Raw genomic sequence first — 19,062 nt, forward strand, 5'->3', positions numbered from 1 at the left:
CCTCCGCCGCGGCTTACTTCAGCTTCTTGCCGGCCGAGCGCAGCGCCTCGCACGCCTCGGTGACGCGGTGGGCCATGCCCGCCTCGGCGAGCTTGCCCCAGGTGCGCGGGTCGTAGGTGGACTTCGTGCCGACCTCGCCGTCGACCTTCAGGACGCCGTCGTAGTTGCGGAACATGTGGTCCACGACCGGGCGGGTGAAGGCGTACTGGGTGTCCGTGTCGAGGTTCATCTTCACGACGCCGTTGTCGAGGGCGGTGGAGATCTCCTCGGCGGTGGAGCCGGAGCCGCCGTGGAAGACGAAGTCGAACGGGGAGGTCTTGCCGAACTTCTCACCGACACCGGCCTGGAGGTCCTTGAGGAGCTCCGGGCGCAGGACGACGTTGCCCGGCTTGTAGACGCCGTGCACGTTGCCGAAGGAGGCGGCGAGCAGGTAGCGGCCCTTCTCGCCCAGGCCCAGGGCCTCGGCGGTGCGGATCGCGTCGTCGACGGAGGTGTACAGCTCGTCGTTGATCTCGTGGCTGACGCCGTCCTCCTCGCCGCCGGTCGGGGTGATCTCGACCTCAAGGATGATCTTGGCGGCGGCGGCCTTCGCGAGCAGCTCCTGGCCGATGGCCAGGTTGTCCGTGAGGGTCTCGGCGGAGCCGTCCCACATGTGGGACTGGAAGAGCGGGTTCTCGCCGCGCGCGACGCGCTCGGCGGAGACCTCGATCAGCGGGCGCACGTAGGCGTCCAGCTTGTCCTTCGGGCAGTGGTCGGTGTGCAGCGCGACCGTGATGTCGTACTTCGCCGCGACGATGTGCGCGAACTCGGCCAGGGCGACGGCGCCCGTGACCATGTCCTTGCTGTACTGGCCGCCCAGGAACTCGGCACCGCCGGTCGAGATCTGGATGATGCCGTCGCTCTGGGCCTCGGCGAACCCGCGCAGCGCCGCGTGGAGGGTCTGGGACGAGGTCACGTTGATGGCCGGGTAGGCGAACTTGCCTGCCTTCGCCCGGTCGAGCATCTCGTTGTAGACCTCGGGGGTTGCGATGGGCATTCGTCCGCTCCTTGTGATGTGCGGGTGTGGGCGTTGCTATGTCCCTGACCTAGGGGCGACGTCATCGTCGGTGCCATCTTTCCAGACTCTTGTACGACCTCCCACGGCCGTGGTGCGTGAAGGGGCGGGGTGTTTCACGTGAAACACCCCGCCCCTTCACGAAACGCCAGGTCAGGACCGCTCTGGCCGAGGTCCGGGACCTAAGTCACGACTTCGCGGCGGTTAGCCCGTCTCCTCCGGGTCCCCCCGGCTCAGGCCAGGTCGAGGTCCTCCAGGCGGTAGCCCGTGAGGTACGTCAGCCCGGCGTCGGCGATGGCCCCGGCGGCGCCCCGGTCCACGATGGTGGCGACGGCGACGACCTCGCCGCCCGCCTCGCGGACGGCCTCCACGGCGGTCAGCGGCGAACCGCCGGTGGTCGAGGTGTCCTCGACCACCAGGCAGCGGCGGCCCTTCACGTCCGTGCCCTCGATCCGGCGCTGCATGCCGTGCGCCTTCTGCGCCTTGCGGACGACGAAGGCGTCGAGGCGCTGCCCGCGCGCGGCGGAGGCGTGCAGCATCGAGGTGGCGACCGGGTCGGCGCCCAGGGTCAGGCCGCCCACGCAGTCGAAGTCCAGGTCGGCGGTGAGGTCGAGCATGACCTGACCCACCATCGGCGCGGCCTCGCCGTCCAGCGTGATCCGGCGCAGGTCGATGTAGTAGTCGGCTTCCAGACCCGAGGAGAGGGTCACCTTGCCGTGCACCACGGCCTTGTCCTTGATCTGCTGGAGCAGTTCAGCGCGTACGTCAGTCATGCCACCGAGCTTAAAGCCGACGCCAGGCCCAGACGCTCTCGACCTCCAGCGGGTCGATGGGCGTGACCAGGCGCGGAAGGGTGTTGAGGCCGTTCGGCGGGCCGGACTGCGGCTCGACGCAGACCGCGTCCTCCGGCTCGTCGTAGACGACGACCCACTCGGCGCGGCTGGTGACCCGCAGCTCCAGCTCCTCCGGCCAGGTGAGGGTGGCGTCGACCCCGTCCGGCATCCCGAAGCAGTCGTCCCAGGGGCCGGGGCGGGGGTCGACGCGGCGGCCGGTGGGCAGGTGGTCGGCGCCGCGCTCCTCCTGCCAGGCGGGGGCGAAGTCCAGCTCCACGTCACGGCCGCCCTGCCCGAGGTTCCGCAGGAACCAGGGGTGCCAGCCGGCCTGCGCCGGGAAGGACGCGTCGTACGCCTCCACCCCGAACCGCAGCGTCAGCCGGTCCTCGGCCAGTTCGAGGACCTGGGTGACCCGGCCCTTGTACGGCCACGGGTCGTCCAGCTCGCAGGTGAGGACGGCCTCGGTGCCGTCGGTGCGGGCGAGCGTCCAGGCCCGGTCGCGGACGGTGCCGTGGATGGCGTGGGGGGCGGCGTTGAGGGGCAGCCGGTGGAGGGCGGCACCGTCGCGGAAGACGCCGTCCCGGGTCCGGCCGCACCACGGGACCATGGGGAAGCTGCCGTAGTGGTCGCCCTGCTTGAGGAGTTCGGTGCCGCCGATGCGCAGGCTCTCGATCCGGCCGCCGTGCCCGGGGTTGATGGTCAGCTCGGCGTCGCCCGCCGTCAGTCGCGTCAGGTTGCTCACGCCCCCGACCCTAAGTCCTGGGCCCGGGTCCACCGGACGCTTTCGGTCCCGGCGGGGCCGGAGCGCCGGTCAGCGGCGGCGGCGCAGCGCGCGGCCCACGATCACGGCGGAGGCGAGGGCGAGCGCGGCGGCCGGGGCGACCCAGCGGAGGGTGGCCCCCGCACCGCTCGGCTCGGGCGCGGGCACGGGGGCGTACCGGCCGCGCGGCGGCGCGTGGTCCACCTCCTCGGCGCTGCGCCCGATCATGGTCCGGCGCGCGTGCGCGGCCTCGGCGGGCGGCTGCGCGGAGGGGATGCCGAGGGAGGCGGGCGGCTCCAGCGAGGCGGCCGGCTCGGGAAAGACGTCATCGGCGAAGAGATCGTCCTCGCCACCGGAGCCGTCGGAGGCGTCCGACACCTCGGAAGCACCGGACACCTCGGAGGCACTGGACGCGTCGGCGGTGTCGGAGGTCCCGGGCACCTCGGAGGCATCGGCCTCAAGCACGTCCCCGGCCTCGGCCTCGGCACGGTCACCGTCCCCGGTCTCAGGCCCGGCGCCGGAACCGGCCTCGGGCCCGGCCGCGTCATCGGCCCCACTGCTCCCATCGGCCCCAGTGTCCCCACCGTCCCCCTCGGCCTCGCCCTCCGCCCGCCCCGCCTCCTCCCGCACCGTCCGCACGAAGGCGTCCAGCAGCCGGGTGCGGGCCGCCTCGCGGGCCTCCCCGGTCTCCTCGGCGAGGCGCCCGGTGGCGGTGAGGGCGCCGGTGAAGCTGAGTCCGGTGCCTTCGGCCGCCGGAGTGAGGACGACGGTGAGGGAGACCTCGGCGACGCCCTTGCCCCGCGCCTCGGTGCCCTCGCCCTCGTAGGTGATGGCGCCGTCCCGTTCGACGATCCGCAGCCCGCCCCGGTAGGTGATGGTGCGCCCGCCGACGCGGAGCCGGAGGCGTCCGGCGAGCGCGTCGCCCGCCGGGGCGGCCGGGTCGGTGCCGGGCTCGAAGCCGGGGACGCAGCGCGCCACCCGGGCCGGGTCGGTGAGGGCGGCCCGCAGGGCCTCGGCCGGGACCGGGACGAACACCTCATGCTCCATGGGAGCCGAGCCTACTCAGCGGGGCGCCCGCCGTCGCCCGTTCCGCCCGCCGGGTCCCCGGCTCACCGGCCGTAGCGGGGGTGGACCAGCGTCGAGGGCGGCAGTCCGCCGATCCGGGTGCGCTCGGCCCGGCGCGCGGCGGCGGGCAGGTCGCCGGGGGCGAGGGAGCGAAGCCGGGGCGCGTCGGGGGCGAGCCGCAGGACGGGCGGGCGGGACCCGCGCACGGCGAGCAGGAAGCCCCAGTCGTCGGGTTCGCTGCGGGTGCCGCTGGCGCGGTCGGCGCGGCCGGGTCCGGCGGCGAAGCCGGGGGCGCGCCCCTCGGCGCTGTAGGGGCGGGTGGCGTAGCCGGCGGCGCGCAGGGTGGCGTCGGTGGTCCAGTAGGTGCGGGGCCGGTCGGTGGCGGGTCCGGCGTGGACGACGAGCCGGCCCCGGTCGGCGAGGACCCGGGCGACGAGGCCGTAGAACTCCTGGGCGTACAGCTTGGTGCTGGGGGTGATGCCGGGGTCGGGGAGGTCGGAGACCACGACGTCGTACCGCTCCCGGGCGGGTCCGGCGGTCTCCCGCAGCCAGTTGAAGGCGTCGGCGGTGACGACCCGGACGCGCGGGTCGCGGAACGCCTGCCCGTTGAGCGCGGCGAGCGCCGGGTCGGTGCGGGCCAGTTCGACCACGCCGGGGTCGAGTTCGACGACGGTGACGGAGTGGACGCCGGGGTAGCGGAGGACTTCGCGGGCGGCGAGGCCGTCGCCGCCGCCGACGATGAGGACGCGGCCCCGGGGGCCGTTCATCGCGGGGTGGACGAGGGCCTCGTGGTAGCGGTACTCGTCCGCGCCGGAGACCCGGAGCCGGCCGTCGAGGTAGAGGTCGGGCGGGTCGTCCTGGCCGCCGGTGACGACGACCTCCTGGAGGTCGGTGTGGACGGCGACCCGGACCCCCTCCCCGTACACGGCCCGGCGGGCGGCCTGCTCGAAGTCGTCGACGAGGACGGTCGCGGTGGCGAGGACGCCGAGGACGGCGAGGTTGACGCCGACGACGAGGGCGCGGGTGCGGCCGGTCAGGTCGCGGCGGAAGGACCAGAGGACGAGGACGGCGCCCGCGACCGCGTTGACCGCGCCGGTGACGAGGGCGCCGGTGAGCTGGCCCAGCCAGGGCAGCAGCAGGAAGGGGAAGGCGAGGCCGCCGACGAGCGCGCCCACGTAGTCGGCGGCGAACAGGTCGGCGACCGTGCCGGCCGCGTCGTCGGGGTCGCCGGGGCGGCCGGGGCGGCCCGGCCGCCCGGTGGCCGCGCTCCGGCGCGGCGCCCGCTGTATGAGGGACATGAGGAGCGGGATCTCGGCGCCGATGAGGATGCCGATGGCGAGGGAGAAGGCGACGAGGACCCAGCGCGATTCGCCCAGCCAGGCGAAGCAGGCGTACAGCACGAGGGCGGAGGTGCCGCCGATGAGCGCGAGGAGGCCCTCCAGCAGGCCGAAGCCGACGGCGGCGCGGCAGCGCAGCCGCTTGGCGAGGAGCGAGCCCAGGCCCATCGCGAAGACCATCACGGAGAGCACGACGGACGCCTGGGTGACCGAGTCGCCGATCAAGTAGGAGGCGAGGGCGACGAGTTCGAGCTCGTAGACGAGTCCGCAGGCGGCGCAGACGAAGACGACGGCGAGGACCGGCCACCGCACCGTGTCGCGCGGCCGGGGCGGCGGCCGTCGTCGCACCCTCGTGGGTGGCAGGGTCGCGGTGGGCTCGATCATGCTCGTAACGCTACGTCACGACCCACTCGCCCCTTGTCACCCACACGAGTGCACCTGGCGCCCCGGGGAGGCGCATCAGAGCATGGCGGGCATACGTGCCCCGATCCTGGTCCGGGTGACCACGAGCTGGCCTTCCTCCGGGTAGGCGTGCCAGGTCCGCCAGCGCACCTGGCCCTCGTGACGCTGCGCCAGCATGGCCGTGAAGGCGTGCGGCGAGCCGGGGAAGATCCCCGCGAGGCCGTGCGGGTGGTCGGCGACGAGGGCGAGGAGCTCCTGCGCGCGGCCGGCGAAGGAACCCCGGGTGAGCGTCTCGACGCGGGCCGCGAATTCGTACTCCCATTCGCCGATGCGCTTGGAGACGCCGAGCGGCAGCGGGGTGCTGCTGCCCGGCATGCAGGCGACGGTCTCGGAGCAGGTGCGGCCCTCCTCTTCCAGGAGGACCTGGTGGGAGGCACCGAGGAGGCGCAACTGAAGCTTGGCGCCGGTCAGTTCGAGGTCGAGCACGGCGAGGGCGGGCAGCGGCTCGCGGCCCAGCGCCCAGGCCAGGTCGGCGGCGCGCGTATCGGTGTAGGTGGTCTTCAGGGTGGTGAGCATGGGTCGGCTCCGCAAACACGGTTTGACGGGTGGGCCGGGGGCGCCCCGGAGAAGGCTTCAACGGGAGTGGGGGGATCGCCGGCTCGGGTCCACACACGGTCCGAGGGCTGTCTCTGTCAGGAGCGAGAGAACCACGGACACCGGACGACTCGCAGCGTTTTTACCCAACTTGCCGTGGTTTCCATCCCCTTCGGGGACAGCACAGCTCACTTGTTCACACGTAATCGACCGGCGATCGAACGGAGGGCTCCGCGCGGTGCGTCAATCCCGCCCCGCCCAGGGCCTGTTGCCCCTGGCAACCACCCGGTGGCGGCCCGGCTCAGTCGCCCCCGCCGCCACAGCCGCCGCCGCAGCTCGACCCGCAGGAGCTGGACCCGCCGCAGCTCGCCGTGCTGCACCCGCTCCCGCCGTCCCCGCCGGACCAGCCGCCCCGGCGCCGCCGCTTCCGGCCGCCCCGCGCCTTCCGGCTGCTCGACACCACCACGATCAGGATCACGATCCCGACCCCTATGACCAGGGCTTCCATCGTCTCGACCCCCGTTCGCGACGGCACCCTGCCGCCTCTGCCCGGGGGATTCCCGCCCCGCCGGGCCGCCAAAGCGTACTTGAGCAAGTCCAGAGCTTCCGCCGAGGATGGCCGCCATGACACGACCGCTGCTCAACCGCCGGCTGGCCGCCTTCGGGACGACGATCTTCGCCGAGATGTCCGCGCTCGCCGCCAGGACCGGTTCGATCAACCTGGGCCAGGGCTTCCCCGACACCGACGGCCCCGAGGAGGTGCGCGAGGCGGCGGTCCGCGCCCTGCGCGAGGGCCGGGGCAACCAGTACCCGCCGGGCCCCGGCGTCCCGGAGCTGCGGACCGCGATCGCCGACCACCAGCGCACCCGCTACGGCCTGGAGTACGACCCCGACACCGAGGTCCTGGTCACGGCGGGCGCCACCGAGGCCATCGCGGCGGCCCTGCTCGCCCTGGTCGAGCCCGGCGACGAGGTGATCGCCCTGGAGCCGTACTACGACTCGTACGCCGCCTGCGTGGCGATGGCCGGCGGCACCCGCGTCCCGGTCACCCTCCGCCCGCACGACGGCCGCTACGTCCTCGACCTCGACGAACTGCGCGCCGCCGTCACCCCCCGCACCCGGCTGCTGCTGCTCAACACCCCGCACAACCCCACCGGCACCGTCCTCACCCGCGCCGAGCTGGCCGCCGTCGCCGAGCTGGCCGTGGAGCGGGACCTCCTCGTGATCACCGACGAGGTCTACGAGCACCTGGTCCTCGACGACCTCCCCCACATCCCGCTCGCCTCCCTCCCCGGCATGCGCGACCGCACGGTCACCATCTCCTCCGCCGGCAAGACGTTCTCGTTCACCGGCTGGAAGGTCGGCTGGACCACCGCGAGCCCCGCCCTGACCACCGCCGTCCGCTCGGCCAAGCAGTTCCTCACCTATGTCTCCTCCGGCCCCTTCCAGTACGCCGTCGCCGAGGCCCTGCGCCTCCCCGACGCGTACTTCGACGGCCTGCGCGCCGAGCTGCGGGCCAAGCGCGACCTGCTGAGCGACGGCCTCGAACGGGCCGGCTTCGGTGTCCACCGCCCGGCCGGCACCTACTTCGTGACCACCGACATCCGCCCGCTCGGCGCCACCGACGGCCTCGACTTCTGCCGCTCGCTGCCCGAGCGCGCCGGGGTCGTCGCCATCCCCAACGCCGTCTTCTACGACCACCGTGCCGAGGGCGCCCCCTTCGTCCGCTTCGCCTTCTGCAAGCGGACGGACGTGCTGGAGGAGGCCGTCGCGCGGCTGGAGCGGCTCGCCTGAGAACGCCGGAAGCCGGACCCCCCGGGAGGGGTCCGGCTTCCGGCGCGGTGCGGGAGGGCTCAGGACTCGTCGTCGTCCGCGGCCTTCTCCTCCGGGGTCTCCAGGCCGAACTGCTCGACGATCCACTTGTCGAACTCGATCGAGGCGCGGACCCAGCTGACCGTCGAGGAGACGAAGTGCTCCAGGGCGACGCCGGTGCCGATCAGCATCTGGGCCTCGCCGATGAGGCGGAGGGTGGCGGAGCCGTCCTCCTCCTCGTGCAGGTGCGTGTAGACCTTGGGCCACAGGGTGCGGCGGTTCCAGTCGTCGATCGCGTCGAGGATCTTGGCGCGGTCGTCGGCGGAGTGCGGACGGTCGTAGAACGTGCGCACGGAGAAGACCTGCTGCTCGTTCTCGCCGCGGAACATGAAGTAGGTGCGGAACTCCTCCCACGGCGCCGCGAGGTCACCCTCGTCGTCGACGACGTACTTCAGCTCCATCTGCTCCAGAAGCTGCTTCACCAGGTCCTGGTCGGGGACGACGGGGCCCGCCGGTCCTGCCTGGGGCTGGGGCTGTCCCCCGAAATTCGGAATCGAGGACGGGTCGATGCTCACCGTGTATTTCCCTTCGTACGGATGTTGCCATCCTCCCCCATCCCGGCCGGTCCGTGGCAAGCCCCGGCGGGTGAGTCACCCCGGTATCCGCTGCGGGCTGACATGATCTGCGCCCATGGGGGAGAAACGGGCCCGGCGCCGGTGGTGGCCGTGGGCCGCGGCGGCCGCGGGAGTGCTCTGCGCCGTCCCGGCCGGGATGATCGTCTGGGGGGCGTACGCGCTCTCCGAGAGCGGCCGGGAACAGGCCGTGGACTGCGGGAAGGCGATGGAGTTCGCCCGCGCCCGGCTCCCGGCGGGCGCCGAGGGGGCCCGCTGCACGGGGCAGCACTGGCAGGACACGCTGGTCGAGGTGGAGTTCCGGCTGCCGCGCGCGGAGGCGGCCGCCTGGCCGGCGGCCGCCTATCCGGCGGGCGCGCCGCCGTACTCCTGCGCGGCGGACCTGTGCCGGTCCGCCTCCTTCGACGAGCAGCTGTACGTGGCCGTCGAGGTGGTGTACGAGGACGGCGGCACCGCCCTCGTACGCCTCCGGGCCTTCGACGTGTAGTCCTCCGGGTCCGCCGGCGGACCCGGCCCGGAGAGGGCGCCGCTAGCGGGCCGGGCCCACGATCAGGCCGTCCTCGGAGCGGTCCACCCGGACCGTGTCGCCGTCGCGGACCTCGCCCGCGAGGATCTCCCGGGCCAGCCGGTCGCCGATGGCCGTCTGGATGAGGCGGCGCAGCGGCCGGGCGCCGTACGCCGGGTCGTTGCCCTCCTCGGCCAGCCAGGCCAGGGCCTCGGGGGTGACCTCCAGGGCGAGCCTGCGGTCGGCGAGCCGCTTGGCGAGGCGGTCGATCTGGAGGCGCGCGATGCGGCCCAGCTCGGCCTCGTCGAGCGCCGAGAAGACCACCAGGTCGTCGAGGCGGTTGAGGAACTCGGGCTTGAAGCTGGCCCGCACGACCTCCAGGACCCGCTGCCGCTTCTCCGCCTCCCCGGTCGCCGGGTCGACCAGGAACTGGCTGCCCAGGTTGGAGGTGAGGATGAGGATGGTGTTGCGGAAGTCGACCGTGCGGCCCTGGCCGTCGGTGAGCCGGCCGTCGTCGAGGACCTGGAGCAGGATGTCGAAGACCTCGGGGTGGGCCTTCTCGACCTCGTCGAGCAGGACGACGCTGTACGGGCGGCGGCGGACGGCCTCGGTGAGCTGGCCGCCCTCCTCGTAGCCGACGTAGCCGGGGGGCGCGCCGACCAGCCGGGCCACCGCGTGCTTCTCGGAGTACTCGGACATGTCGATGCGGACCATGGCCCGCTCGTCGTCGAAGAGGAAGTCCGCGAGCGCCTTCGCCAGCTCGGTCTTGCCGACGCCGGTGGGGCCGAGGAAGAGGAAGGAGCCGGTGGGCCGGTCGGGGTCGGCGATCCCGGCGCGGGTGCGGCGCACCGCGTCGGAGACGGCCCGGACGGCCTCGGTCTGGCCGATGAGCCGGCGGCCCAGCTCCTCCTCCATGCGCAGCAGCTTCTGCGTCTCGCCCTCCAGGAGGCGGCCGGCGGGGATGCCGGTCCAGGCGCCGACGACGTCCGCGATGTCGTCCGGGCCCACCTCCTCCTTGACCATGGTGTCCCGCTGGGCCTCGCGCTCGGCCTCGGTGGCCTCGGCGAGCTCGCGCTCCAGGGTCGGGATCTCGCCGTAGAGCAGCTTGGAGGCGCTGTCGAAGTCGCCGTCGCGCTGGGCGCGCTCGGCCCGGCCCCGGGTCTCGTCGAGCCGCTCCTTCAGCTCGCCGACCCGGTTGAGGGACCGCTTCTCCTTCTCCCAGCGGGCGGTGAGGCCGCGCAGCTCCTCCTCGCGGTCGGCGAGGTCGCGGCGCAGCTTCTCCAGGCGCTGGACGCTGGCCGGGTCGGTCTCCTTGGCGAGGGCCAGCTCCTCCATCCGGAGCCGGTCGACGGAGCGCTGGAGCTCGTCGATCTCGACCGGGGAGGAGTCGATCTCCATGCGGAGCCGGGAGGCGGCCTCGTCGACCAGGTCGATGGCCTTGTCGGGGAGGAAGCGGGAGGTGATGTACCGGTCGGACAGGGTCGCGGCGGCCACCAGCGCGGAGTCGTTGATCTGCACCTTGTGGTGGGCCTCGTACCGGCCCTTGAGGCCGCGCAGGATGGCGACGGTGTCCTCGACGGACGGCTCGGCGACCAGGACCTGCTGGAAGCGGCGCTCCAGGGCGGGGTCCTTCTCGATCCGCTCGCGGTACTCGTCGAGGGTGGTGGCGCCGACCATGCGCAGCTCGCCGCGGGCCAGCATCGGCTTGAGCATGTTGCCCGCGTCCATGGCGGAGTCGCCGCCGGCGCCCGCGCCGACGACGGTGTGCAGCTCGTCGATGAAGGTGATGATCTGGCCGTCGCTCTCCTTGATCTCGGAGAGGACGGTCTTCAGCCGCTCCTCGAACTCGCCGCGGTACTTGGCGCCGGCGACCATCGCGCCGAGGTCGAGGGAGACCAGGCGCTTGTTCCGCAGCGACTCGGGGACGTCGCCCTTCACGATCCGCTGGGCGAGGCCCTCGACGACGGCGGTCTTGCCGACGCCGGGCTCGCCGATGAGGACCGGGTTGTTCTTGGTGCGGCGGGAGAGGACCTGGACGACGCGGCGGATCTCGTGGTCGCGGCCGATCACCGGGTCGAGCTTGCCCTCGCGGGCGGCGGCGGTGAAGTCGGTGCCGAACTTCTCCAGGGCCTTGTACGAGCCCTCCGGGTCGGCGGTGGTCACGCGGCGGCCTCCCCGGGCCTTCTCGAAGGCGTCCTGGAGCCGGGCCGCGGTGGCGCCCTGGCCGTCGAGCAGCCGGCCGGCCTGCCCGCCCCGGGCGGCGAGGCCGATGAGCAGGTGCTCGGTGGACAGGAACTCGTCGCCGAGCTTCCCGGCCCGGTCGGCGGCGTCGGCGATGACGGCGAGCAGCTCGCGGTTGGGCTGCGGCGGGGCGACGGTGGAGCCGGTGACGCTGGGCAGCGCGGCGAGCAGCCGCTCTGCCCCGGCGCGGACGGCGGCCTGGTCGGCCTCGACGGCGGCGAGGAGGTCGGTGATGTTCGCGTTGTCCTGACCCGCGAGCAGGGCGAGCAGAAGGTGCGCGGGGGTCAGATCGGCGTGCCCCTGGGACACGGCGCGGCTGCTCGCCGCGTTGATCGCGTCCCGGCTCCTGTTGGTCAGTTCGGCGTCCACGTGCGGGGTCTCCTCCCGGAGTACGGTTCCTTGCTCTTCTTCTGACCCCTATAGCATACATAAAGTTGAGTCCAACCCGCTCAATTTATGAGAGGGGGCTCCGGAAGCGGTAGTTTCCGGGCATGGCGACCGATCCCCGGAATCCCGGCGACTCCTACCTCAGCTTCTGGCGCGAGCGGCATGTGAGCACCCTGACCACCCCGCGCCCGGACGGCACCCCGCACGTGGTCGCCGTCGGCGTCACGTACGACCCCGAGAACGGGGTGGCGCGGGTGATCACCAACCGGCACAGCAGGAAGGTGGCGAACGTGCGGGCGGCGGGCGAGGCGGGCGCGCGGGTCGCGGTCTGCCAGATCGACCGGGCGCGCTGGGCCACCCTGGAGGGCGTCGCGCGGATCCGCACGGAGCCGGAGGCCGTCGCGGACGCGGTGGCGCGCTACGCGGAGCGGTACGGCCGCACGCCCTCGCCCAACCCGGACCGGGTCGTCATCGAGATCGCCCTGACCCGGGCGATGGGGCGGGCCTGACCCCGGTACGGCCCCGCCGGGCGGCGCCCGGAACGGAAAAGCACAACGGCGCCATCGCGTTTCAGGTCCGCGATGGCGCCGTTGTGTGGGGGAAGTGCCGGAGCGATCTTGAACGACGGGGGAATCGCTCAGGCACTGCGGGGGGTGGCGGTGATGGTCTCGGGGTCGAAGCGGGGCTCCACCAACTGGTGGTCCCGCTGGTCCAGGTTGACGAAGATCATGCCGTACCGGACGGCGCAGCGGATGGGCTGCGGGGCGCCGCGGGGGCGCCGCAGGCACCGGTAGGCCCGGACGTCCTCGTCCTGCTCCCGCGCCACCACCACCGGCTCTCCGAACAGGGTGACCCTCAGCGAGTCGCCACGGTGGGGGATGGCCGTGACGAGATCGACGAAGTGCCACCCGGACCGGTAGGCCGAAGCCATCTCCCTGCGGAAGGTCCGGTCGTCCGGAGGGACGGTCATGCGCCGAAGTCCAGCGGTGCCGAGTCCCACGTGGGCTCCCGCACGCCGGCCGGCGTGAAGTCCCACGTGGGCTCAACCGGAGCCGCGTGGACCTCCGCGGGCGGGACGTCCCACGTGGGCTCACCGTTGAGGGCGAGCACGCCCGCAGCAGCCGCGGCAGCGAAAGCTATGGCGCCAAATGCACGAACCATCCTGGTCATGGCCGATCTCCACCTCTTTTAATCACTACCTCCCCCGCGACTAAAACGATGACTCACGCCCACCTCTTCTGCCACCACCGCCAGGCATCATGTTCCTGTAATTCAAGACCCTGAGGGGGGACCATATGGTGTCAACACGGGAGGGAATGGACACCGACCATCTCCCGGGAGAGCTGTGCGACGCCGCAAAAGCCCTGTACGCGAAGGCGCTCAGAGCCGGCCGCATAGCCCGGGACGACCTCGCCGGCGATCCGTGCCTCATCGAACTCGCCCTCGTCCACCCCGATCCGGACGACGCGCGCTGGCTGCGGCCGGTGCCCCCGTCGATCGCCCTGAACAAGCTGGTCCACCCCATCGAGCAGGAGATCCAGCTCCAGCGGCAGCGGGCCGTCAACCTGGCCGACGCGTTCGAGCCGTTCATGTCGATCAGCACCCCCGACCCGTCCGCCGCGCAGGCCGTGACGGTCCTGGAGGGGCTCGACCTCATCAACGACACGCTCGACCGCGCCGTCAGCGAGTGCACCGAGGAACTTCTCACCATCCAGCCCGGCAGCGGCCGCAAGCCCGAGGTCGTCCAGGCCGGACTGCGCCGCGTCGGACCGCTCATCGACCGCGGCATCCGGATGCGCACCCTCTACCAGCACACCGCCCGGCACCACTCCGCCACCATGGGGTACGTGGAGCGGATCGGCCCGCACGGTCTGGAGGTCCGCACCCTGGAGGAGATCGTCGACCGGCTCATCGTCATCGACCGCAAGGTCGCCTTCGTGCCCGCCCGCACCGACCGCCGGGTCGCCCTGGAACTGCGCCACGAGGGGCTCGTGCGGTATCTCGTGGGCGTCTTCGACCAGTTCTGGATCTACGGGGTCCCCTGGGAGGACGAAGTCCCCTACCAGCCCTCCGTGGAGGGCGTCACCGGCATCCAGCTGTCCATCGCCAAACTCCTCGTCGAGGGGCACGTCGACGAGGCCATCGCCCGCCGGCTGGGGATGAACGTCCGCACCTGCCGGGCCCACATCGCCAAGCTCGCCGCCACCCTCGGCAGCGGCAGCCGCGCCCAGCTCGGCTTCCTCATCGCCCGCTCCGGCATCCTCGAACGGGAGGAGCGGGAGGGCTGACCCCGGGCGCCCACGCCGAGGGGCCCCTCTCCGCCGGTGCGGAGAGGGGCCCCTCGGGTATTTCCGGTACCGCTCAAGGCGTTTCGGGTACGGCTCCGGTCTCCGGGGCCGCGCTCAGCGCTCGCCGCGCTTGGGCGCCGGGCGCCAGACCACCAGCGCGCTCGCCTGCTGCACGTCCTGGTAGGGCACGAGGTCGCGCCGGTACGAGGCGTGCACCTGGGCCTCGCGCTGCCGCATCGCCGCCGCCGCGCCCTCGACGGCCGTCGAGAGTTCGGCGACGCGCTGCTGGAGCGCCGCGACCTGGTTCTCCAGTTCGATGATCCGCTTGATCCCGGCCAGGTTGATGCCCTCGTCCTGGGACAACTGCTGCACCTGGCGGAGCAGTTCGATGTCCCGGGCCGAGTAGCGCCGCCCCCGGCCCGCCGTGCGGTCCGGGGAGACGAGGCCGAGCCGGTCGTACTGCCGCAGGGTCTGCGGGTGCAGTCCGGAGAGCTGGGCCGCCACCGAGATCACGTACACCGGGGTCTCGTCGGTCAGCTCGTACGGATTGCGTCTGCGTCCGTCCATCGCGTCACGCTCCCTTCGCAGCCTGGAACAGCTCCGCCCTGGGGTCCGTGTCGGCGGTCGCCTCCGCGTACCGCTCCAGGGCCTCGCGGGCCTTGTCGTCCAGCTCGCGCGGGACCGCGACCTCGACCGTCACGAGCAGGTCGCCCCGGGTGCCGTCCTTGCGGACCGCGCCCTTGCCGCGGGCCCGCATGGTCCGGCCGTTCGGCGTGCCGGCGGGCAGCTTGAGGGTGACCGCGGGGCCGCCGAGGGTCGGCACCTTCACCTCGCCGCCGAGCGCCGCCTCCGCGTAGGAGACGGGCACCGTGACGGTGAGGTTGTCGTCCTTCCGGCCGAAGACCGGGTGGGAGTCGACGTGCACCACGACGAACAGGTCGCCGTTGGGCCCGCCGCGCTCGCCCGGGGCGCCCTTGCCGCGCAGCCGGATCTTCTGGCCGTCGAAGACGCCCGCCGGGATGCGGACCTGCATGGTCCGCGAGGACTTGGCCCGGCCAGAGCCCTTGCAGACCTCGCAGGGGTTCTCGGCGATCAGGCCGCGGCCCTTGCAGTCCACGCACGGGTCGGTCAGCGAGAAGCCGCCGCCGCTGCCGCGCGAGACCTGCCCGGTGCCGACGCAGGTCGGGCAGACCCGGGGGGTGCCGTTCTTGTCGCCGGTGCCCGAACAGGACGTGCACGGCTGCTGGCTGGACATCCGCAGCGGCACGGTCGCGCCCTCGATGGCCTCGGTGAAGCTGAGCGTCACCTCGGACTCGATGTCCTGGCCCCGGCGGGGCTGGGTGCGGGCACCCGCGCCGCCCCGGTTGAACAGGCCCCCGAAGACGTCCCCGAGGCCGCCGCCGAAACCGCCGGCGCCACCGGGCGCTCCCTGCGCGCCCCCGAAGAGGTCGCCCAGGTCGAAGTTGAACGAGCCGCCGCCGCCCGGACCCCCGGCACGGAGACCGCCGTTGCCGAAGAGGGCGCGCGCCTCGTCGTACTCCTTGCGCTTCTTGGGGTCGCCGAGGACGTCGTTCGCCTCGGAGATCTCCTTGAAGCGCTCCTCGGCGACGGTGTCGCCCTTGTTGGCGTCCGGATGGTTCTCGCGGGCGAGCTTCCGGTACGCCTTCTTGATCTCCGCCTCGGTGGCGTCCTTGGGGACGCCGAGGACCTTGTAGTAGTCCTTCTCGACGAAGTCCTTCGTGCTCATCGACGTCCCTCCTCCCGCGTACGGGTACGGCTGTTGTCCGTGCTGCTCGTGCCGCCCCCGGTGGTCTCACCGGCCGGGGGCGGCACGTCCCGCTACTTCTCGTCCTGCTCGGAGTCGTCCGACTCCTCGGCCTTGCCCTGCGCCCCGGGCTGGGGCTCGGCGACCGCCACCCGGGCGGGCCGGATGGTGCGCTCACCGATCCGGTACCCCGGCTGGAGGATCGCCACGCAGGTCGTCTCGGTGACGTCCGGCGCGTACGAGTGCATCAGGGCCTCGTGGATCGTCGGGTCGAAGGGCTCGCCCTCCTTGCCGAACTGCTGGAGCCCCATCTTGGCGACCACGGTCTCCAGCGACTCGGCGACCGACTTGAAGCCGCCGAGCAGCTCGCCGTGGTCCCGGGCCCGGCCGACGTCGTCCAGGACGGGCAGCAGGTCGGAGAGGAGGTTCGCGACGGCGATCTCCTTGACCGTGACCCGGTCCCGCTCGACGCGGCGCCGGTAGTTCTGGTACTCCGCCTGGAGGCGCTGGAGGTCGCCGGTGCGCTCGGAGAGCGCGGAGCGGGCCTGGTCCAGCTGGGCGGTGAGGGCGGTCTCGGCCACCGACGTGTCGTTCGCGTCCCCGGCCGGGGCCGCCGTGTCCTCGGAGGACTCGGCGGTCTCGGCGGCGTCGCCGGAGGGGACGTCGGGCTTCTCCTCGAAGCCCGGGGTCTCCTCGCTCACGCCTGGCCGCCCTTCTTGGGCTCGTCGTCCACGATCTCGGCGTCGACGACGTCGTCAGCGTCGTTGGTGTGGCCGGCGCCCGCGTCGCCACCCGCCGCCTGAGCGGCCTGGGCGTCGGCGTACAGCGCCTGGCCGAGCTTCTGGGAGACGGCCGCGACCTTCTCGGTGGCGGTGCGGATCTCGGCGGCGTCCTCGCCCTTGAGCTTCTCCTTCAGCTCGGCGACGGCGGCCTCGACCTCGGTCTTCACGTCACCCGGGACCTTGTCCTCGTTGTCCTTGAGGAACTTCTCGGTCTGGTAGACGAGCTGCTCGCCCTGGTTGCGGGACTCGGCGGCCTCGCGGCGGCGGTGGTCCTCCTCCGCGTACTGCTCGGCCTCCTGGCGCATCCGGTCGACCTCGTCCTTCGGCAGCGAGGAGCCGCCGGTGACGGTCATCTTCTGCTCCTTGCCCGTGCCCAGGTCCTTCGCGGTCACGTGCATGATGCCGTTGGCGTCGATGTCGAAGGCGACCTCGATCTGCGGGACGCCGCGCGGGGCCGGCGGGAGGCCGGTCAGCTCGAACATGCCGAGCTTCTTGTTGTACGCCGCGATCTCGCGCTCGCCCTGGTAGACCTGGATCTGCACGGACGGCTGGTTGTCCTCGGCCGTCGTGAAGATCTCCGACCGCTTGGTCGGGATGGTCGTGTTGCGCTCGATGAGCTTGGTCATGATGCCGCCCTTGGTCTCGATGCCGAGGGACAGCGGGGTGACGTCGAGGAGCAGGACGTCCTTGACCTCGCCCTTGAGGACACCGGCCTGGAGCGCGGCGCCGATGGCGACGACCTCGTCCGGGTTCACGCCCTTGTTGGCCTCGTTGCCGCCGGTCAGCTCCTTGACGAGCTCGGCGACGGCCGGCATGCGGGTCGAGCCGCCGACGAGGACGACGTGGTCGATCTCGGAGAGGGCGATGCCCGCGTCCTTGATGACGTTGTGGAACGGAACCTTGCAGCGCTCCAGGAGGTCCTGGGTGAGCTGCTGGAACTGGGCGCGGGTGAGCTTCTCGTCCAGGTGCAGCGGGCCCTCGGCGGAGGCCGTGATGTAGGGCAGGTTGATCGACGTCTCGGTGGACGAGGACAGCTCGATCTTCGCCTTCTCGGCGGCCTCGCGCAGGCGCTGGAGCGCCATCTTGTCCTTGGAGAGGTCGACGCCGTGGCCGTTCTGGAACTGGGTCACCAGGTAGTCGACGACGCGCTGGTCCCAGTCGTCGCCACCGAGGTGGTTGTCACCGTTGGTGGCCTTGACCTCGACGACGCCGTCGCCGATGTCCAGGAGCGACACGTCGAAGGTGCCGCCACCGAGGTCGAAGACGAGGATGGTCTGGTCGTCCTTGTCGAGGCCGTACGCCAGGGCGGCGGCGGTCGGCTCGTTGACGATGCGCAGGACGTTGAGGCCCGCGATCTCGCCGGCCTCCTTGGTGGCCTGGCGCTCGGAGTCGTTGAAGTAGGCCGGGACGGTGATGACCGCGTCCGTGACCTTCTCGCCCAGGTACGCCTCGGCGTCGCGCTTCAGCTTCTGGAGGATGAAGGCGGACATCTGCTGCGGGTTGAAGTTCTTCCCGTCCAGCTCGATCTTCCAGTCGGTGCCCATGTGGCGCTTCACGGACCGGATGGTCCGGTCCACGTTGGTGACCGCCTGGCGCTTGGCGACCTCGCCGACGAGCACCTCGCCGTTCTTCGCGAAGGCGACGACGGACGGCGTGGTCCTGGCGCCTTCGGCGTTGGTGATGACGGTGGGCTCGCCGCCTTCCAGAACGCTGACGACGGAGTTGGTCGTACCCAGGTCGATGCCGACCGCACGTGCCATTTCGATTCCTCCAGCTGACTGACTTGAGTGGGACTGACTCAAGGATGCACGACGGGACGGAGAACGTCAACAGACTTGAGCCTGGTCCACTCAAGTCTTCGTCGGCCGCATCACTCAAAGGGACGCGGAAAGCGCGTCGCTCCCTGAGTCGGGGCGCGGGAAGTGGCAGAGTCCTGGTGCCCCTTGTCGGGCAAAGCAGGCATATCCCACGAACATCCCATGATCTCAGCCGGAGGGTCGGGACATGACGGCACACGACCGCCCCCTCGGCGCCCCGGACGGCCCCGCCGCCGGGACCGCCCTCCCCCTCGGCGCCGGTTCGGGCTTCGCCCTCGATCCCAAGCGCGGTTTCGACCTGCTCGCCGGTACGGCGCTGCTGGTCGCGCTCGCGCCGCTGCTCGGTCTGGTGGCCCTCGCCCTGCGCGCCGCCGACGACCGGCCGGTGCTGCGGCGGCGCACGGTGGCGGGGCGGGGCGGCCGGCCGTTCACGATGCTGACCTTCCGCACCCGCAGCCCGCTGGCCGCGCTGCCGCTGCTGCTGCACGTCGTCCGGGGCGAGATGTCGCTGGTGGGACCGTGTCCGCTGACCCCCGCGCACCGGGAGTGCACGGGCGAGGCGCGGCGCCGGCTGACCGTCCGTCCGGGGCTGACGGGGCCGTGGCAGATCAGCGGCCGGTCGGAGCTGCCGTGGGAGGAGCGCGAGCTGCTCGACCTCCACTACGTGGACCACCACTGGCTCGGCATGGACCTGGCCGTTCTGGCGCGTACGCTTCCAGCAGTCCGCCGACGTCGTCTCCGTCGCGCCTCCGCCCGCGCGGCAAGGCTTGCCTGAGCGACACAGATCA

General features: G+C 72.4%; 18 protein-coding genes. 5 read left to right on the top strand and 13 right to left on the bottom strand.

What is annotated here, in order from left to right; all coding sequences use genetic code 11:
• Positions 1–13 precede the first annotated feature (13 nt).
• The 6 genes from fbaA to IE219_RS22825 form a co-directional block, all read right to left on the bottom strand.
• Positions 14–1,036, bottom strand: a complete 1,023-nt coding sequence (fbaA, locus tag IE219_RS22800; RefSeq protein ID WP_189980419.1) for a class II fructose-bisphosphate aldolase — start codon at positions 1,034–1,036, stop codon at positions 14–16.
• Between the two features lie 251 nt (positions 1,037–1,287).
• Complete coding sequence (gene pyrE / locus IE219_RS22805; protein ID WP_189980421.1) at positions 1,288–1,827, bottom strand: orotate phosphoribosyltransferase; 540 nt, start codon at positions 1,825–1,827, stop codon at positions 1,288–1,290.
• A 10-nt stretch (positions 1,828–1,837) separates the two neighbouring features.
• Entirely contained in the window at positions 1,838–2,629 is a 792-nt protein-coding gene (locus tag IE219_RS22810; protein ID WP_189980423.1) for an aldose epimerase family protein, read from the bottom strand.
• 69 nt (positions 2,630–2,698) lie between these two features.
• The gene (locus tag IE219_RS22815) at positions 2,699–3,694 is read right to left on the bottom strand and encodes an SRPBCC family protein (RefSeq protein WP_189980425.1); all 996 of its coding nucleotides are present in this window, start codon (positions 3,692–3,694) and stop codon (positions 2,699–2,701) included.
• Positions 3,695–3,756: 62 nt separating this feature from the next.
• Entirely contained in the window at positions 3,757–5,433 is a 1,677-nt protein-coding gene (locus IE219_RS22820) for a polyamine aminopropyltransferase (RefSeq protein ID WP_189980427.1), read from the bottom strand.
• 75 nt (positions 5,434–5,508) lie between these two features.
• Positions 5,509–6,027 carry a DUF2617 family protein gene (locus IE219_RS22825; protein WP_189980429.1) on the bottom strand — a complete coding sequence of 173 codons (519 nt, stop codon included), beginning with the start codon at positions 6,025–6,027 and terminating at the stop codon, positions 5,509–5,511.
• A gap of 633 nt (positions 6,028–6,660) precedes the next feature.
• On the opposite strand from IE219_RS22825, the gene IE219_RS22830 reads away from it, so the two are divergent.
• Positions 6,661–7,839, top strand: a complete 1,179-nt coding sequence (locus IE219_RS22830; RefSeq protein ID WP_189980431.1) for a pyridoxal phosphate-dependent aminotransferase — start codon at positions 6,661–6,663, stop codon at positions 7,837–7,839.
• A 59-nt stretch (positions 7,840–7,898) separates the two neighbouring features.
• On the opposite strand, the gene IE219_RS22835 is transcribed toward IE219_RS22830, so the two are convergent.
• Positions 7,899–8,432, bottom strand: coding sequence for a type III secretion system chaperone family protein (locus tag IE219_RS22835; protein ID WP_189980433.1), 534 nt, complete (start codon positions 8,430–8,432; stop codon positions 7,899–7,901).
• A 115-nt stretch (positions 8,433–8,547) separates the two neighbouring features.
• Between IE219_RS22835 and IE219_RS22840 the strand changes: the two genes are divergently transcribed.
• On the top strand, positions 8,548–8,976 hold the full coding sequence (locus IE219_RS22840) for a hypothetical protein (protein WP_189980435.1): 429 nt from the start codon (positions 8,548–8,550) through the stop codon (positions 8,974–8,976).
• A gap of 42 nt (positions 8,977–9,018) precedes the next feature.
• On the opposite strand, the gene clpB is transcribed toward IE219_RS22840, so the two are convergent.
• Positions 9,019–11,604, bottom strand: coding sequence for an ATP-dependent chaperone ClpB (gene clpB, locus IE219_RS22845; RefSeq protein ID WP_189980437.1), 2,586 nt, complete (start codon positions 11,602–11,604; stop codon positions 9,019–9,021).
• A gap of 122 nt (positions 11,605–11,726) precedes the next feature.
• Between clpB and IE219_RS22850 the strand changes: the two genes are divergently transcribed.
• The gene (locus IE219_RS22850) at positions 11,727–12,131 is read left to right on the top strand and encodes a pyridoxamine 5'-phosphate oxidase family protein (RefSeq protein WP_189980439.1); all 405 of its coding nucleotides are present in this window, start codon (positions 11,727–11,729) and stop codon (positions 12,129–12,131) included.
• A gap of 128 nt (positions 12,132–12,259) precedes the next feature.
• Here IE219_RS22850 and IE219_RS22855 read toward each other — a convergent pair whose 3' ends face one another.
• On the bottom strand, positions 12,260–12,592 hold the full coding sequence (locus IE219_RS22855; protein ID WP_189980441.1) for a Rieske (2Fe-2S) protein: 333 nt from the start codon (positions 12,590–12,592) through the stop codon (positions 12,260–12,262).
• 346 nt (positions 12,593–12,938) lie between these two features.
• Here IE219_RS22855 and IE219_RS22860 point away from each other — a divergent pair, with 346 nt between their 5' ends.
• Positions 12,939–13,910: a helix-turn-helix transcriptional regulator gene (locus IE219_RS22860; protein ID WP_189980444.1), complete on the top strand. Its 972-nt coding sequence runs from the start codon at positions 12,939–12,941 to the stop codon at positions 13,908–13,910.
• A 114-nt stretch (positions 13,911–14,024) separates the two neighbouring features.
• Here the strand turns inward: IE219_RS22860 and IE219_RS22865 are convergent, their stop codons facing one another.
• From IE219_RS22865 to dnaK, 4 genes are all read right to left on the bottom strand, one after another.
• A complete protein-coding gene (locus tag IE219_RS22865) occupies positions 14,025–14,477 on the bottom strand; it encodes a heat shock protein transcriptional repressor HspR (RefSeq protein WP_189980446.1) in 453 nt (150 codons plus the stop codon).
• Between the two features lie 4 nt (positions 14,478–14,481).
• Positions 14,482–15,657, bottom strand: coding sequence for a molecular chaperone DnaJ (gene dnaJ, locus IE219_RS22870; RefSeq protein ID WP_189980448.1), 1,176 nt, complete (start codon positions 15,655–15,657; stop codon positions 14,482–14,484).
• A gap of 92 nt (positions 15,658–15,749) precedes the next feature.
• A complete protein-coding gene (gene grpE / locus IE219_RS22875) occupies positions 15,750–16,376 on the bottom strand; it encodes a nucleotide exchange factor GrpE (RefSeq protein ID WP_189980450.1) in 627 nt (208 codons plus the stop codon).
• Positions 16,373–18,217 carry a molecular chaperone DnaK gene (gene dnaK / locus IE219_RS22880; protein ID WP_189980458.1) on the bottom strand — a complete coding sequence of 615 codons (1,845 nt, stop codon included), beginning with the start codon at positions 18,215–18,217 and terminating at the stop codon, positions 16,373–16,375. Before dnaK ends, grpE begins: the two co-directional genes overlap by 4 nt.
• Positions 18,218–18,461: 244 nt before the next feature.
• Between dnaK and IE219_RS22885 the strand changes: the two genes are divergently transcribed.
• Positions 18,462–19,049, top strand: a complete 588-nt coding sequence (locus tag IE219_RS22885) for a sugar transferase (protein ID WP_189980459.1) — start codon at positions 18,462–18,464, stop codon at positions 19,047–19,049.
• Positions 19,050–19,062 lie beyond the last annotated feature (13 nt).

The sequence above is a fragment of the Streptomyces termitum genome, assembly GCF_014650175.1.
Lineage (GTDB): Bacteria > Actinomycetota > Actinomycetes > Streptomycetales > Streptomycetaceae > Streptomyces > Streptomyces termitum.